19 protein-coding genes and 1 pseudogene are annotated in these 16,143 nt (G+C 49.0%); 9 read left to right on the top strand and 11 right to left on the bottom strand.

Annotation, left to right across the window (positions count from 1 at the left end):
- Positions 1-5 precede the first annotated feature (5 nt).
- Positions 6-302, bottom strand: coding sequence for a hypothetical protein (locus tag CW734_RS11940; RefSeq protein WP_058383452.1), 297 nt, complete (start codon positions 300-302; stop codon positions 6-8).
- Positions 303-672: 370 nt separating this feature from the next.
- On the opposite strand from CW734_RS11940, the gene CW734_RS11945 reads away from it, so the two are divergent.
- The 6 genes and pseudogenes from CW734_RS11945 (at position 673) to CW734_RS11970 (ending at position 6,308) form a co-directional block, all read left to right on the top strand.
- Entirely contained in the window at positions 673-1,212 is a 540-nt protein-coding gene (locus CW734_RS11945; protein WP_101190626.1) for a helix-turn-helix domain-containing protein, read from the top strand.
- A 15-nt stretch (positions 1,213-1,227) separates the two neighbouring features.
- Complete coding sequence (locus tag CW734_RS11950; protein ID WP_101190627.1) at positions 1,228-2,331, top strand: ABC transporter ATP-binding protein; 1,104 nt, start codon at positions 1,228-1,230, stop codon at positions 2,329-2,331.
- Positions 2,324-3,148: an ABC transporter permease gene (locus tag CW734_RS11955; RefSeq protein ID WP_101190628.1), complete on the top strand. Its 825-nt coding sequence runs from the start codon at positions 2,324-2,326 to the stop codon at positions 3,146-3,148. Before CW734_RS11950 ends, CW734_RS11955 begins: the two co-directional genes overlap by 8 nt.
- Positions 3,132-3,938 carry an ABC transporter permease gene (locus CW734_RS11960; RefSeq protein WP_101190629.1) on the top strand — a complete coding sequence of 269 codons (807 nt, stop codon included), beginning with the start codon at positions 3,132-3,134 and terminating at the stop codon, positions 3,936-3,938. Before CW734_RS11955 ends, CW734_RS11960 begins: the two co-directional genes overlap by 17 nt.
- A complete protein-coding gene (locus tag CW734_RS11965; RefSeq protein WP_101190630.1) occupies positions 3,935-5,011 on the top strand; it encodes an ABC transporter substrate-binding protein in 1,077 nt (358 codons plus the stop codon). The genes CW734_RS11960 and CW734_RS11965 overlap by 4 nt, the downstream gene beginning before the upstream one ends.
- A 107-nt stretch (positions 5,012-5,118) precedes the next feature.
- Positions 5,119-6,308, top strand: a pseudogene (locus CW734_RS11970) (MFS transporter).
- A gap of 323 nt (positions 6,309-6,631) precedes the next feature.
- Here CW734_RS11970 and CW734_RS19060 read toward each other — a convergent pair.
- The 7 genes from CW734_RS19060 to fadH form a co-directional block, all read right to left on the bottom strand.
- Positions 6,632-6,796, bottom strand: a complete 165-nt coding sequence (locus CW734_RS19060) for a hypothetical protein (protein ID WP_232787041.1) — start codon at positions 6,794-6,796, stop codon at positions 6,632-6,634.
- A complete protein-coding gene (locus CW734_RS11975; protein WP_232787042.1) occupies positions 6,786-7,511 on the bottom strand; it encodes an amidohydrolase in 726 nt (241 codons plus the stop codon). Before CW734_RS11975 ends, CW734_RS19060 begins: the two co-directional genes overlap by 11 nt.
- 240 nt (positions 7,512-7,751) lie before the next feature.
- A complete protein-coding gene (gene dapD, locus CW734_RS11980; RefSeq protein WP_058383444.1) occupies positions 7,752-8,465 on the bottom strand; it encodes a 2,3,4,5-tetrahydropyridine-2,6-dicarboxylate N-acetyltransferase in 714 nt (237 codons plus the stop codon).
- Between the two features lie 66 nt (positions 8,466-8,531).
- Positions 8,532-9,407, bottom strand: a complete 876-nt coding sequence (locus CW734_RS11985; RefSeq protein ID WP_101190631.1) for a transcriptional regulator CcpC — start codon at positions 9,405-9,407, stop codon at positions 8,532-8,534.
- Positions 9,408-9,538: 131 nt separating this feature from the next.
- The gene (locus CW734_RS11990; RefSeq protein WP_101190632.1) at positions 9,539-10,849 is read right to left on the bottom strand and encodes an MDR family MFS transporter; all 1,311 of its coding nucleotides are present in this window, start codon (positions 10,847-10,849) and stop codon (positions 9,539-9,541) included.
- 64 nt (positions 10,850-10,913) lie between these two features.
- Complete coding sequence (gene cbpB / locus CW734_RS11995; RefSeq protein WP_058383441.1) at positions 10,914-11,357, bottom strand: cyclic-di-AMP-binding protein CbpB; 444 nt, start codon at positions 11,355-11,357, stop codon at positions 10,914-10,916.
- A gap of 100 nt (positions 11,358-11,457) precedes the next feature.
- Complete coding sequence (gene fadH, locus CW734_RS12000; protein ID WP_058383440.1) at positions 11,458-12,225, bottom strand: 2,4-dienoyl-CoA reductase; 768 nt, start codon at positions 12,223-12,225, stop codon at positions 11,458-11,460.
- A 128-nt stretch (positions 12,226-12,353) separates the two neighbouring features.
- Here fadH and CW734_RS12005 point away from each other — a divergent pair, with 128 nt between their 5' ends.
- Positions 12,354-12,815 (top strand): YkyB family protein, encoded by a 462-nt coding sequence (locus CW734_RS12005; protein WP_101190633.1) that lies wholly within the window; start codon positions 12,354-12,356, stop codon positions 12,813-12,815.
- Between the two features lie 37 nt (positions 12,816-12,852).
- Here CW734_RS12005 and CW734_RS12010 read toward each other — a convergent pair whose 3' ends face one another.
- Together CW734_RS12010 and CW734_RS12015 are read right to left on the bottom strand one after the other, a co-directional pair.
- The gene (locus tag CW734_RS12010; RefSeq protein WP_101190634.1) at positions 12,853-13,719 is read right to left on the bottom strand and encodes an NAD(P)-dependent oxidoreductase; all 867 of its coding nucleotides are present in this window, start codon (positions 13,717-13,719) and stop codon (positions 12,853-12,855) included.
- A 228-nt stretch (positions 13,720-13,947) separates the two neighbouring features.
- Positions 13,948-14,136: a hypothetical protein gene (locus CW734_RS12015; RefSeq protein WP_101190635.1), complete on the bottom strand. Its 189-nt coding sequence runs from the start codon at positions 14,134-14,136 to the stop codon at positions 13,948-13,950.
- A gap of 137 nt (positions 14,137-14,273) precedes the next feature.
- On the opposite strand from CW734_RS12015, the gene CW734_RS12020 reads away from it, so the two are divergent.
- A complete protein-coding gene (locus CW734_RS12020; RefSeq protein ID WP_101190636.1) occupies positions 14,274-14,888 on the top strand; it encodes a CPBP family intramembrane glutamic endopeptidase in 615 nt (204 codons plus the stop codon).
- 99 nt (positions 14,889-14,987) lie between these two features.
- The gene (locus tag CW734_RS12025; protein WP_101190637.1) at positions 14,988-15,626 is read left to right on the top strand and encodes a hypothetical protein; all 639 of its coding nucleotides are present in this window, start codon (positions 14,988-14,990) and stop codon (positions 15,624-15,626) included.
- A gap of 30 nt (positions 15,627-15,656) precedes the next feature.
- Here CW734_RS12025 and CW734_RS12030 read toward each other — a convergent pair whose 3' ends face one another.
- A complete protein-coding gene (locus tag CW734_RS12030; RefSeq protein ID WP_101190638.1) occupies positions 15,657-16,100 on the bottom strand; it encodes a MarR family winged helix-turn-helix transcriptional regulator in 444 nt (147 codons plus the stop codon).
- Between the last annotated feature and the right edge of the window lie 43 nt (positions 16,101-16,143).

The raw sequence follows: 16,143 nt of genomic DNA on the forward strand, positions 1-16,143 counted from the left end.
CCCGCTTATTTGCGGGGATCGAGCGGCCGTTCAGGACGATTCTCGCAGTATTCGCAGCTGATGTCACTGCAGCGCTCCTCGCGCCACTCGTTGCAGCTTGCGCAATAGCTTGCGTCGAATTCATTGTCGAAAGTCAGTGGGTCCATGCACGTATGGCAAAACGTGTGGACGTCCATCCAATTGATGAACTTCTTGTCGGCTAATAGATAAAGCCCTTTTTCGTCTTGTTTATAATTCATAATTGAGGGTTTTTGCGCTACCCGGTTTTTCGGGTCGAGGAAAAAATTCATCTTTCCGTTCAAGTTGATCACTCCCGTAGTTGGTTGGGCTTTTATATCCCTGTCATCTGTCAATTTTGCACAACCGAAAACTTCTATATCAGTCTTTGTGGACTTTTTGGCTTTTGCACTTTCTCTATAATAGTAATTGCCCTTGCTGATTGCAATAGATTCGGATTCATTTTTCAAAGTTTTTTCCCCTTGAATTTCAACGCAGGTTTTGTATAATGAATAAATACTTTAACTAAACTAAAAGTATATTTTTACTAAACTACCCTCTCTTCATTCAACCATTCAAGCCATTTGCATTTATTTCATCTGAATGATGGGGTTCGCACCACCTATCGCAATTTCTTTCTATATTGTACCACTACTGAAGAATCGAGGAGACTGTATGGAAATCGGCAAAAAGATCAAGAATCTGCGGCTGAAGAACGGATTGACACAAGAAGAGCTCGGCTCGAGGACGGACTTGAGCAAAGGATTCATTTCACAGCTTGAACGCGACATGAACTCCCCTTCCATCGAAACGCTATTTTCGCTTCTTGAAGTCCTTGGAACGACTCCAAAAGAATTTTTCACGGATGCCGAAGAGGCAAAGCTCGTCTTCAAGGAAGAAGATCATACGGTCCATATCGACCGTGAAGCTGGCTATGAAATCGATTGGCTCGTGCCGACATCCAATAAGAAGCAAATGGAACCGGTTTACCTGACCTTGGAAGCATCGGGGCATTTTAAAACTTTTGAGCCCTCGGCATCCGAAACTTTCGTCTATGTCCTAAAAGGTGAAGTTCGCCTGGATATTGGCAGCCGGTCCTATACGGCTAAAGCCGGCGATTCCATCTACTATAGCGCGGACCATGAACACCAATTAGCGAACCATTCGACGGGCCGTGCAGAAATGATCATCGTCGCGACGAAATCTTATTTATAATCCAGGAGGTATATTATGACGGACCAAGCGATCATCCGCTTTGATAAGGTTGTCCAAACTTTCGAAGGCGCGGGCAATGTATTGAACAATATCAGTTTTGAAATGGAAAAAGGTAAATTCTACACATTGCTCGGCCCTTCCGGTTGCGGCAAAACGACGATTTTGCGATTGATTGCCGGATTCAATCAGCCAACAAGCGGCGACATCTATATCAAAGGCAAGAAAGTCAATAAAATCCCGGCAAATGAGCGGCAAGTGAACACGGTATTCCAGGATTATGCACTGTTCCCTCATTTAAATGTATTCGAAAATGTCGCATTCGGCTTGCGCATCAAGAAAATCAAAAAAGCGGAAGTCGAGCGCCGCGTCAAAGAAGCTTTGGCATTCGTCAATTTGAGCGGCTATGAAAACCGCGAAATTCATGAAATGTCCGGCGGCCAGCGCCAACGCGTCGCCATCGCACGCGCCATCATCAATGACCCGGAAGTAATTCTGCTCGATGAACCGCTGTCCGCACTCGACTTGAAGCTGCGCACTGAAATGCAATATGAATTGCGCGAGCTGCAGCAGCGGCTCGGCAAGACTTTCGTGTTCGTCACGCATGACCAGGAAGAAGCACTCGCGATGTCCGATGAAATCTTCGTCATGAATGCCGGGGAAATCCAACAGAGCGGCACGCCGATGGATATTTACGACGAGCCGATCAACCGCTTTGTCGCCGATTTCATCGGGGAATCGAATATCGCTGAAGGCGTCATGGTCGCTGATTACCGCGTGCGCTTTGCCAATAAGGAATTCGAATGCGTCGATAAAGGCTTGAGTCCAAATGAACAAGTGGAAATCGTCATCCGCCCGGAAGATTTGGAGATTACCAAGCCGGAAACCGGCAAAATGGCGGTGCATGTCGATAGCCAATTGTTCCGCGGCGTCCATTACGAAATCTCCACTTACGACGAAACGGGCAACGAATGGCTGGTGCATTCGACTAAACGCGTGGAAGTCGGCGCACAGATCGGCCTCGATTTCGATCCGGAAGCGATTCACGTCATGCGCTTGAACGAATCCGAAGAAGCGTTCGATGCAAGGCTTGAGTCTTACGGAGCCGGTTCCAATGACTAATCGTTCAGCACGCCCATGGTACCTGGCGACTTATTATATATGGATTTTGTTATTCGTCATCGCCCCGATCGCACTCGTCGTCTATTTTTCTTTTCTTGATTTAGCCGGTGATTTCACTCTGGAAAACTACGCGAATTTCTTTTCATCGACGTATTTCCGCATGACGCTCAGCTCGTTCTGGTACGCCTTCCTCATTACCTTCATTTCGGTGCTGATTGCCTACCCGACAGCTTACTGGCTGACGAAAACAAAGCATAAGCAATTATGGCTGCTGTTGATCATCATCCCTTCATGGATCAACCTGTTGCTCAAAGCCTATGCGTTCATCGGCATTTTCGGGCTGTACGGGCCTGCCAACCAATTGATCCAATTTTTCGGTGCGGGACCGCTTCAGATCCTGTTCACCGATTTCAGCTTCGTTTTTGTCGCAGTTTATATTTTCATCCCGTTCATGGTGCTGCCAATCTTCAACTCGCTCGACAAAATCAATCCGGCTTTGATTGATGCATCACGCGACCTCGGCGCATCCCAGTGGACGACATTCCGCCGCGTCATTTTCCCGCTGGCGATCAATGGCGTCAAATCCGGCGTGCAAGCCGTCTTCATCCCGGCCTTGTCCTTGTTCGTCATTACACGGCTTATCGCCGGCAATAAAGTAATCACGCTCGGTACTGCAATCGAACAGCAATTCCTGGTTACGCAAAACTGGGGCATGGGTTCGACAATTGCCGTGTTCTTGATCTTGTTCATGATCATCATTATGCTGCTCACAGGCCCGAAAGAGAAAGGAGGGGCATTGAATGGCAAAGTTAAGTAAACCCGCCAAAATCTATTTGGCATTCGTCTTTTTTATTCTCTATGCCCCGATTTTCTATTTGATTTTCTATTCCTTCAATAGTGGCGGCACCATGTCCGGCTTTGAAGATTTCACGTGGGAGCATTATGCGGCTGTATTCAATGACACGCGCCTGCTCATCATCGTCTTGAACACCGTCATCGTCGCTTTGCTGTCAGCGCTCATCTCGACAGCGATCGGCGTGCTCGGCGCGATCGGCATTATTTTCCTGCGCAACCGAAAAATGCGCAGCGCCGTACTGTCCTTGAACACGGTGTTGATCGTCAGCCCGGATGTCATCATCGGGGCATCGTTTCTGATCCTCTTCACGATGGTCGGCGTCAAGCTCGGCTTCGCGTCGGTCCTGGTGTCGCATATCGCCTTCAGCATCCCGATCGTCGTCATCATGGTCTTGCCGAAACTGCAGGAAATGAGCTCAAGCTTAATTGATGCGGCGACGGACCTCGGGGCATCGCAGCGTGATATTTTGACACGCGTCATCATCCCTTACATCAAACCGGGGATATTCGCCGGCTTTTTCCTGGCGCTGACGTATTCACTCGACGATTTTGCCGTCACGTTCTTTGTCACCGGCAACGGCTTTGCGACATTGTCCGTTGAGATCTACTCGATGGCGCGAGCAGGCATCACGCTAACCATCAATGCCTTGTCCGCTTTGATTTTTGTCGTGACGCTCGGCCTTGTCCTCGGATACTATTTCTTTAATCAGCGCTCCGGGACGAACGCTGGAACAGGAGGGACACGACCATGAAAGGCATCATTAGAGCTAGTGCAGCCATCGTAATCATTTCCGCCGTCCTGTTCTATGCCGTGCATCTGTTGGAGAGCAGTTCTGCCACCAGCGGCAGCGGCTCGATTTCGGTCTATAACTGGGGCGAATACATCGATCCCGAACTGATCAGCCAATTTGAAGAAGAAACCGGCATCCAGGTCATCTACGAGACATTTGATTCGAATGAATCGATGATGACAAAAATTGAGCAGGGAGGAACGTCTTATGACGTCGCCATGCCGTCGGAATACGCCATCGAAAAAATGAAGGAAAACGATTTGCTGTTGCCGATCGACCAAAGCAAGATCCCGAATCTCGAAAACATCGATCCGTATTTCTTGGATTTGCCGTTCGACCCGGGCAACGAATATTCCATCCCGTATTTCTGGGGAACCGTCGGCATCGCCTACAACCCCACACTTCTCGAAGGGCAGACTTTCGAAAGCTGGGATGACCTGTGGAATCCGACCCTCGAACAGGAAGTGATCCTGGTCGACAGCGCCCGTGAGGTCATCGGCATGGGCTTGAACAGCCTCGGCTATTCGCTGAACTCCACCGATCTTGGGGAATTGCGCGAAGCTACCGATAAACTGAAAACACTCGGGCCCAACGTCAAAGCGATTATCGGCGATGAAATCGTCGAAATGATGCGCCGCGAGGAAGCGGCAGTTGCCGTCACTTGGTCGGGGCAAGCTGCGGATATGATGTGGATCAATGAAGACATCGATTATGCAGTGCCGGAAGAAGGCTCCAATCTTTGGTTCGATAACATGATCATCCCGTCGACAGCCGGCAATGTCGACGGCGCACATCAGTTCATCAATTTCATGCTCGATGCTGAAGTAGCTGCGCAAAATGCGGATTATGTCGGCTATTCTTCCCCGAATGCAGCCGCACTCGAGTTGATGGATCCTGAAGTGACAGGAGATGAGCGCTTCTATCCGACAGAAGAAATGCGCGACCGCCTCGAAGTCTATGAAAACCTCGGGCTCGAAATGCTCGGCGTCTACAATGAACTGTTTTTGGAATTCAAGATGGATATGGAAAAATGACAGGCAGAACTTCTGCCTGTTTTTTTCCGTTTAAATAAGGTATAGTAAATAAGTTCATAATACCGAAATTTAGCCACACGAAATAATAACGAGGGAAGGTTAGGCTCATGGCCGTCAAATCAACTAAATTCGCCTTATATATACTCATGTTCAATATGTTCATCGCCATGAGCGGAATCGGCCTCATCATCCCGATCATGCCCGCTTATCTAGAAACATTCGGCGTCGCAGGCCAAGCGCTCGGCACCTTGATCGCCACTTTCGCTTTTGCCCAATTTCTATTTTCGCCGATTTCCGGAGAACTCTCCGATAAATACGGGCGCAAAAACTTGATCATTTTCGGCCTGGTCGTATTCGGTTTGTCGCAGCTGCTCTTCGGCATGGCAACCGAATTGTGGGTCCTCTATCTCGCACGCTTCTTCAGCGGCGTCGGCGGCGCATTCCTGATCCCGCCGATGATGGCATTTGTGGCCGATATCACAACTTACGAAGAACGGGGCAAAGGAATGGGGTTGCTCGGCGCTTCGATGTCTCTCGGTTTCATGATCGGGCCGGGCATCGGCGGCTTCCTCTCCGAAGTCAGCCTGCAATTCCCGTTTTATGTTGCGACCTCTGTCGCTTTGCTGTCCGCCTTGCTCTCCTTCTTCGCCTTGCCGAATGTCAAACCGGCCGTGCAGGCTGTGGACTATAAACGAGAGAATTTGTACCAGCAGATGAAACGCTCTGTCTACACCGTATTTTGTCATGCTGCTTGTCATGTTCATCTTTGCGTTCGGCCTGTCGAATTTCCAATCGACAATCGCTTTATATGTCGATAAGCAATTCAATTCACGCCGAAGGAAATCTCGGTTGTCATCACTGTCGGCGGTTTTGTCGGCGTCATCGTCCAAACTTTCGTCATCGACAGTTTGTTCAAGCGTTTCGGCGAGATGCGCGTCATCCTCGTCAATCTGCTCATTTCAGCCGCTGCAATGATTGGCATTCTCTTCGTCAATACATTCTGGACGATCCTATTCGTGGCAGCTGTCTTTTCACTGCCGCCTCCCTCCTGCGCCCGGCAATCAACACACTCATTTCAAAACTCGCCGGCGACTCGCAAGGATATGCGGCTGGGATGAACAATGCTTACATGAGCCTCGGGAATATGATCGGGCCTGCACTTGCCGGGATTCTGTTCGACATCGACATGAGCTTCCCGTACATCACAGGAACCTTCATCCTGCTCGTCTGCTTCTTCATTGCCTTTAACTGGTCGACACGAAGAAAAGAACTGTTGCAGGAAAGCCGCAGCAGCTGAATCAACAGTTAACCAACATAAAAGCGAGATGCCATAGCGGCATCTCGCTTTTTCAGAGTGTTGAAGAAGTCTATTAATCCATAACGAACTAGAATGGAGTCATTTTTCTACATTCAATTATCAATGATCTTTCTAAGTATTTGGAGAAGCGTTCGCTCGACTCCTGTGGATTAGCGAGACGACCGAGACCCCGCAAGGCGCAAAGCGACTGAGGAGGCTTGGGCGCGAGCCCACGGAAAGCGAGCGATAAGCTTCGGAAAATACGATTTCTTAGCTTTCTCGACAGCCTGAAAAGCGAGACGCCAATAGCGGCGTCTCGCTTTTTAACGTTGCTTGAAATACTCATAGAGAAACTTCGGCATGAACGACAGAAGCCGCTCATCCGGCGCCAGCTTGGCATGATGCAAGCCGTAATCGGAGCCGGCCCCTGCCCAAAACATCAAAGCCGGCAGCCGTTCGGTGAAATAACCGAAATCTTCACCCGTCATGGCGGCTTTGCTGCGGACAGCCTGTATGTCCGGAGCATCCTGTGCATAACGCAAAACGACTCAGCAAGCTGTTCGTCATTGTCCACTTGGCGATAGTTCGCTCCATAATCGATCGACACTTGGCATTCATAGCCTTCTTCGATCGACCGGCACAGCGATTCGACGCGTTTTTCACGCTTTCCATCGACTCAGGCGTCAAGGTGCGGATTGTCCCTTCCAGGCGTGCCCGCTCAGCGATAATGTTCTGCACAGTGCCGGCAGACATCTTCCCGACCGTCAAAACGGCCGAATCCATCGGGTCGACATTGCGGCTAACGACGGTCTGCAATTGCATCAATAAAGCCGCTGCTGCAACCGCCATATCGCGCGTCTGATGCGGGTAAGCGGCATGGCCGCCTTTGCCGTGCAGATCGATGAACAATTCCGATGTGTTGGCAAAGAGAAGACCAGGCTTCGTCGCTACAGTGCCGACCGGCAGTTCAGGTGCAATGTGCAAGGCGAAAAGTTCATCCGGCAAAGATCCGGACGCTCTTTTCGAGCCATTGAAGAAGCGGCTGTGCGCCGCCCGGCCCTCTTCGGCAGGTTGGAACAAGATCACTACATCGTTATCCAGCGGATGTTCAAGCAACTGTTCCAGCAAGCCGAGCGCGACTGCCATATGGATATCGTGCCCACATGCATGCATGAACCCTTCGTGACGAGAAGCGAACGGCAAGCCGGTTTCCTCAGGATCGGCAAACCGTCGATATCCGTGCGCCAGCCGATTGTTTTCGCGGGCGAACGGCCCTTAACTTTGACCACAAGGCCCGTGCGCCATTCAACCAGCTCGATGCGACCCGGAGCCATTTGGGAAATGATCTCTTTAAATAGCTTTGCGTTTTAAATTCCTGAAACCCGATTTCCGGAATTTCATGAAGCTCTCTCCTGATTTGAATAAGATCCATAAAAAGGCCTCTTACAGCTGGCGGAGTTCTTGCTTGATTTCCGTTTTCGAACGGGTTTTTTCGTCCATCAGTTTCAACACGCGTGCTGGCGTACCGCCGACGACTGCGTTTTCAGGCACATCTTCGATAACAACAGCTCCTGCAGCGACGACAGAGCCTTTGCCGATGCGGACGCCTTCCAATACCACTGCGTTCGCGCCGATCATGACATCGTCCTCCACGATTACCGGTGTAGCAGATGCAGGCTCGATTACGCCTGCCAATACAGCGCCAGCGCCGATATGGCAGTTTTTCCCGACTGTCGCGCGGCCGCCCATAATGACGCCCATGTCGATCATCGTGCCATCGCCGATGACAGAACCGATGTTAATGACAGCGCCCATCATAATGATGCAATTGCTGCCGATTTCCACGTTCTCGCGGATAAACGCGCCTGGTTCGATGCGCGAATTGATGTTCTTCAAGTCAAGCATCGGAATCGCCGAGTTTCTGCGATCGTTTTCCACTACGGAATCTTCGATGACTGAAGCGTGCTGTTCAAGTGCTTTTTCCACTTCAGCCCATTCGCCGAATACTGTTGCATGATTGCCTTCTCCGAATACTTTCGAGCCTTCGCCAAAATTAAGCGCAGCTACGCCTTCACCTTTGACGTATACTTTTACAGGCGTCGATTTCTTCGCATTCTGTATGTACGAAATAATTTGATTTGCATCCATTTGTTCCATTGATCAAAACCTCTTTCTCTCGTGTAATGGTGTTATTATATCTGATTCAGTATAATAATACATCCTTTAGCTTAACAGAGTGGCATGTTTTTTGACAATATCGACAAATGCCTCGACCTGCCGAAGTTGGAAAGACGATTCATAGCCGATCAGCCACGTATCCCGGGTCAACTCAAGTTCCTGTTCGCTATTCGTCAGCGGCATCGTATGGACATCCTCTGCACCTGTCAAGGTAATGGACGGCAAGATTGCATAGCCGATGCCATTGACTGCCATCTGCTTGCAGGTCTCGATCTGGTCTACCGTGATTTGGCGTTTGGGGTTGGAGGCAAAATGCTTTTGCCACCATTGCTGAATTTCCTCATAATAGGTAGAATCGCTTTTGAATTGGATGAACGGCCGTTCGGTCTTCATCACCTCTTCCAGCGAACTGATTTCTTTATCAACCAAATACAAAGTGTCTTTGAATAAATGGATCTTCGGGCCTTTCCAATCGGTCTGTCCCCGGACGATGCCGATATGGGCTTCACCGTCGTACAAAGCACGGACAATTTCAGAGCTCCATCCGGTGATCAATTGCACTTTCGCTTCCGGATACAGGGTAATGAAATCTTTCAACACTTTCGGGAGCCAGTTCTGGCCGATGATCGATGCGCAGGCGATTTTCAAGGTGCCGTGCACTTTTTCGCTTAAGGTATGCAGCTGTTCGAAAATTTCCTCCCTGCGCATCACGGCTTCTTTTGCGTATTGAATGACCAATTCACCGGCTGGAGTCGGCGTCAGCCCTTTTTGGGAACGCACGAACAATTGCTGGCCCCATTCTTTTTCAATGGATTGCAGCCGCTGGGACAAAGCAGGCTGCGACAAGAAAAGCCGCTCTGCCGCTTTTCGCATATTGCCTTCTTCAGCGAGTACTTTAATGATCATTTCTTCATTTGACATCGGGTTTCACTCCTTTCAAACCGCGCAGTCCGAAAATCAGCAGGAAACTGATCAAGGCGCAGAGAAATGCAATGCTGTAAACGTTGCGCAGCCCGAAAGCTGTCTCTTATACACACTCCGAGCCCACGAGACTAGGCATTCGAGTTGACGGATTCCAGTGATAAGCTATTGCCCGAATCATCCAGCCGGTTCAATAGCGAGCTGTTCAATATGCTGCCGAGAAGCGCCACGCCGATTGTGCTGCCAAGGTTGCGCATGAACATATTTGAAGCGGTTGCCGCTCCCCGCTTATCGTACGACACTGCCGATTGGATCGATACGATAAAGGCGGTACTGGTCAATCCCATGCCGACACCGACGAAGAAACTCGACATCCCTGCCCACAGTGGCCCAAAGCCGGGTTGCATCGCAACAAACAATACGGTTCCGAGCAGCAGGAACGATCCACCAAGAAGCGAGGTGCGGAAATACCCGATGCTGATCAAGAGCCTTCCTGACAAGACGGAAGCAATCGGCCATCCGATTGACATGGTCGTCAACGTGAAGCCAGCGATGGCTGCTGGCTGTTCCATGACGCCAGTTACATAAGCCGGCAAATAGCTGGAAATGCCGATCAAAATAATCCCCGTCGCGAGCGAAACCAAATTCGCATAGAGAATCGCACGGTTTTGCCAAATTTCAAACGGCATCATCGGATCGTCTGACGCGCGCTCTGCTTTGACAAACCAAAACATGAACAAAGCGCCGAAAATGGCAAGCAAATAAGAAGGAGCCGAGAGCCAGCCAAAAGACACGCCCCCTTCGATAAGCAGATACAAGACGCTGCTAAGTGCAATCGTCAAAAACAAGGCGCCCCTATAATCGATTTTCGCCCGCTCCATGCGCACCGGTTCTTTCAAATAAATCAGGATGCCAAGCAGCGATAAAATCCCGAGCGGCAAGTTGACCCAGAAAACATATTGCCAGCCGATCGTCGCCACTAGAACACCGCCGATGGCAGGGCCGGCGATGGCCGAAATGCCCCATACGCTGGACAAATATCCTTGGATCCTCGCCCGTTCTTCAGGAGAATAAATATCCCCCACGATCGTCGAGGCGATTGGCATGATAGCCCCCGCTCCCGCCCCTTGGATAAAGCGGAAAGCGATCAACTGTTCCATCGAATCCGCTAAACCGCATAACCAGGAACCAATTAAAAACAGCAGCATGCCGAAAGTGAAGATCGCTTTCCTGCCGACAAGATCCGCTAATTTGCCGTATAACAACACCGTCACCGTACTCATCAGCAAATAAGCGGAAAACACCCAACTGTATTTCGAAAATCCACCGAGGTCTGCAGCAATGCTCGGCATCGCGGTCGAGACAATGGTCGCTTCGACCGCGGAAACGAACATCGCCAGCATGACTGCGATCAAGATGAGCGGGCGTTTTGTTTGTTCCATATCGATCCCTTCTTTCAACCAGCAGAAAAAAAGGCCTCAATGGATGAGACCTTTTTCAGGGTAATTATCGTTTGAACTGGTAAAGTTGTTTTTTCAATTGCTTCAAGACGATCCGTCTTGTCAAAATCCCCATGAACATTCCATCGTCATCTACTACACAAAGGAAATTCTGGTCGATCACCAAATCCAAAGCTCTTTGGAAGCGGTCATTCAAATGGATCAGCGGCAGGTCGGTCTGCATAATTTCCTCGACTCGAATATCGCCTAGTTTCTCGTACTCTATATGGTCCATTCCAAGAATGGCGTCTGTGATGCGCTGGGCATTAATCAAGCCGTGAAACCGGTACTTCGCATCCAAAACCGGGATGGCTGAATAGCCGGTCTTCGTCAAAACCAATAAAGCATGTTCGGCGCTATTGCCGATTTGGACATGTGCTACTTTTTCGGACGAGATGACAAATTCTTCGATCGGGGTTTCAAGAAAATCTTTGCTCGGTAATGAAATCATGTGCTCTACTCCTTTTGCATCGCATGGTCTGATGCCGAAACACTTCGATTACATCATAACATAACACGTTTCCCGAAACTATTTAATTGGGGATTTTGGCTTAAAAAGGGAATTTATTCAACCATTGTCCACCGTCTAAGGTCACGATTTCCCCATTCATATAAGCCGCTTTCTCTGACATGATGAACGCTGCCAGATCTGCCACTTCTTCCGGTTTTCCAAGCCGGCCTAAAGGAACAGATTTCAAGGTCCGCTGCATCGCTTCTTGAGACTCAAAAAGTTTATCTGCGCCCCCAGTGCGTTCGATCGGGCCAGGAGCGATCCCGTTGACACGAATGCCATATTGCGTTCCCCATTCCACTGCTAGCGTCCGGGTCAGCGACATGACCCCGGCTTTAGCGGCGGCGGAATGAGCGACACCGGCTCCGGCATTCCAGGCATACGTTGCCAGCATATTAAGTATATTCCCTTTTGTGCCATTTTCAATCCAATAATTGCCCACGGCATGAGAACAAAAGAAAGTCCCGTTCAAGACGATATCAATAACAGAGCGCCATCCATTCGGCGATAATTTTTCAGCATGGACGATGAAATTCCCTGCTGCATTATTGACAAGGCCATCGATCCGGCCGAATTTCTCATGTGCGAAATTGACCATCGCCTTGGCGTGTTCAGGTTCACGCACGTCCATCTGGAACGCTTCCGCCTGTCCCCGCAGCCCGGACAATTTCGTCAATGACTCATTCAACTTTTCCATATCCCGCCCTGTAATGATGACGTTCGCCCCTTCAGCGGCAAACTTTTCTGCCATATGAAAGCCCATCCCACTGGAGCCTCCGGTCACGATTATTGTTTGTTCACTCAACATCTCAACATCCCCTTTTTTTGGATCATTTCCTGCAGCTCGGCACTGGATTCGGTTTATGTACAGTGACTGAAAATTTTGATATGATGAACAAAGACTGATCAATCCATTATTGCGAAAGGAATGAGCCCATGTCCTTGACGACGAAAGATTCGGAAATCGCACAAGCTATTTTCACTGTCAACCGCCACGCTAAGACTGCTCCTGACAATCAATTTCTGTATGCATTAAAAAAGCAAGCATTGAATCTGATGATTCAACAAAAACGGGCGCAAAAACTGGGCCTGCACTTCAGTAAAAACCCCCGAAAAAGCCAACAACAATCATCTGTCCTCGTGAAATGCGGCAATTATTATTTCCACATGCTCCCCAAAAAGGAAGATTTCCATTCGCTTGAGCATTTTGGAGACTTGGATGAATCCTATCGCAATCCACCGAGCCGCATGAACTTGAAACATGCCAAAGAATTGCTTCAAAATTACACCGGGCTGGAGGCGCCGGATAAAAAGCCTGCCATCCCGGCTTTTTCCAAACGCTACGAACCGAAAGAAATGAATCGTTTCTATTCACCGAAAAAATCCTATTTTGATTGATCCGGCCGGCGGTCCTGCACTGCCGGTTTTTTTCTGCTTATTTTTCCGCAAAATCGAAATGACGGATCAATGCTTGGGTGCCCAGGTCCCCATCCCCTGCACGTTCCAATTCCTCATAAATCCCGAGCGATAATTTCAGCCCTGGAAGGTCCAGGCCCCATCGCTCGGATTCTTCCACCGCTATTTTCATATCCTTGATGAAATGCTTGATGTAAAATCCTGGACGGAAATCGCCTTCGATCATTTTCGGGGCTAAATTCGACAATGACCAAGAGCCGGCTGCGCCAGCCGAGATGGAGCGCAATACGTTTTCTGGATCGAGTCCTGCTTTTTTCGCGTATATAAGGGATTCACAGACGCCCAGCATATTATTCGCGATATTGATCTGGTTGCACATCTTTGTATGCTGACCGGAACCCGCTGGACCTTGCAAAATGATATTGCCCGCAAACAAGCGAAACAGCGGAAGCAAGCGATTGAAAACCTTCTTCGCCGCCGACCATGACAGACAGAACACCATTTTGGCGCCGATATCCCCTCCAGAGACTGGCGCATCCAGCGCATGCAAGCCTTTTGCCCGTGCAGCGTCCGCAATTTCCTGCGCAAGCTTAGGCTGGGAAGTAGTCAAATCGATGAGCACCGTTCCTTCGGCGGCATTTGCCAGCAATCCGTTTTCCCCGAAATAGATTTCCTGCACGTCGGATGGGTAACCGACCATCGTAAAGATCACTTCCGCATCTGCCGCCAGTTCCTTCGGATTGTTTTTCCAGGACGCACCTTGTTCAAGCAAATCCTCAGCTTTCTTGGCCGTTCTCGTAAATACGGAAAGTTCATGGCCGCCCTCCAGCAAATGGCGTCCGATGCTATTACCCATGACCCCGGTACCGATAAATCCAATTTTCATTTTATTGCCTCCTTTATATTTCCATAATAGCAAAAATGGTCAGTCTATTCACTCTTCTTTTTTGGCATAAAAAAAAGGCCGGTCCATATAGGGCCGACCACAAAAGGGGGAAATGAGAATGTTGCTGTGTTCAAGTATACTATGCCCCCTCCAAACATAGGATAAACCTTTTTCTCAAAAAAAAATTTCATTGCGTGATTTTCCGGCACCGCCCATCATGCTGTGATTTTATTTGGACGGTTCTACCGTATATTCATATTGCGTCTTGCCGTGATGGAAAGCCGTCCCCCTGAAATGTTTAAAATCTTCCCGTTCAGTCAATATCTCGCGGAACTCAAGAAATTCGTCTTTTGGAATATCCAGCGTGTCGATCTCGCCATTTTTCAATCGCTCCAGTTCGTTAGCATAATCAGTCATGAAATGTTCTCCTTTCCTTTCGTTTTGTTAAAATCCTTCTGTTATAATACTATACGGACGAAACCATACCCGTCCAGCCACATTGCGCATTGCCCCTCATCCGGGCAGCCTTTGTTGATTTTAGGAGGATTTTTTTTATGCTTACTCTATTAAAGCGCCATACGCTTATCTGGTTATTGCCGCTTTCTCTTTATTTGTACCATTTGGCTTTCGAAAACACCGCTATCTTCTGGTATATGTACACATTTTCCATTTTGGTGCTGATGTCGATCGCGCTCGTCAATTACTCTGTATTCGACGAATTGAAAACCTGGAAATCATTAGTATACGGCGTGTTGTTCGGCAGCCTTATCTACGCCGTCCTGGCACTCGGCTACCTATTCTTCGATCTCCTACCACTTAATGTGGAAGGCCCGGTCTCTGCCATTCAAACCTTATTTGCGCCAACCAGCATCTGGCATTACCTATTATTGATGTTTGTCATCGTTCCAGGCGAGGAGCTTTTCTGGCGCGGTTATATCCAGCAGCAGTTGAAAAAATACATGAAGCTGCCGTTTGCCATTCTGGGCGCTTCTCTCTTATTCGGCATCGCGCTTGCCTTCAGCGGCTTTTGGCCAGGCATTGTAGCCGGTATTGTAGCAGGAGCATTGCTAGGCATTCTGTATGAATGGAAGCGCAGCATGCCGCTGTTGATCATCACTCATTTGATTGTCCTGGTGCTCTTGTTCATCGTCATGCCGCTGCCGGTTTAAGCTAAATGCCGGTTTCGCACAAATGGCCTTAGCGAACTGCTTGAAACATTCCCTCCTTCTGCCCATCTAATTGGGAAATTGGAAGGAGGAATTCAACTCATGAAAAAGAATGCCTTATTCATTCCAGATATCCTCACTGCCGGGATCCTGCTCGCAGGCTGCGGTACTGCAGACCTCGCAGAAGAAGAGCCTGAGACGGAACCAGCCGAGACAACCGAGGAAGAAAGCAGCGACACGACACAAGACATGGAAACGCCTGAAGAAGCACCTGAAAAGACTGAAGGCAGTTCCGGCAACGAACATAGCGAAACTTCTCAAGGCGAGCTGACGATGAGCGATAACCAGGCTTATCAGCTCCATGTGCTGGATGGCTATGAGTTCACTGCAGAAGAACCGAACCGCGACGTCATCTTCCTGCAGGAAAACGATGCCGTCTTCATGCGTGTTGAAACTTATTACCCGAATGATATCGATTTCGATGAGCTCGTTGCCACTACACAACAGACCGTACAGGCATCCAACCCCGACGGTGAACTGACGGAGTTTACCGACTATGACAGCTCTGCATTCGATAATTCAGCCGCTTATGAAGTCGCAACGCCTGAGGGCCATGTGACCGGCATGGCGTTCGAATCCGATAATATCGTCGTTCGGGTGACCATTTTCGACCATAGCACAGTCGAAGCGAGAGGCGATTTCATCCAAATGGCCCAAACGATCGAACGTGTGCAGAAATAAAAAAAGATCCTCCTTTTGGGAGGATTTTTTTTAATAGGACAAATCTTTGATCGATAAGCCGATTTTCTTCATCAATTCAATGGCCTGCTCTTTTTCATCCGAAGATAAAGCAGCTGTCAGTTCATGAATTTTTTGCTCGTGCGCCGGGAAGATGTCTGCCATGAATGCTTCCCCTTCTTCCGTAATTTCCGCATAGGTAATGCGGCGGTCGGTCGGGCAATTGACGCGCGTGATAAACCCGCGTTTTTCCAGCTTATCGATGACATAAGTAATGGACCCGCTGGCCAGCAGGATTTTGCCACCGATTTTCTGCAGCGGCTGGCGTCCTTTATGATAGAGCAGCTCCAACACGGCAAACTCTGTCGGATTGACGCCATTCTCCTGGAAAAATTGATTGGTTTGTTCCGAAATCGCTTTATGCGCACGGGACAAAACGATAAACAGTTTCAATGACTGTTTGATGTCTTCATTCATTTTCGTTCACTCATTTCCGCTATGATTACTTCAATTATATCCC

It is taken from the genome of Planococcus sp. MB-3u-03 (genome assembly GCF_002833405.1).
GTDB lineage: Bacteria > Bacillota > Bacilli > Bacillales_A > Planococcaceae > Planococcus.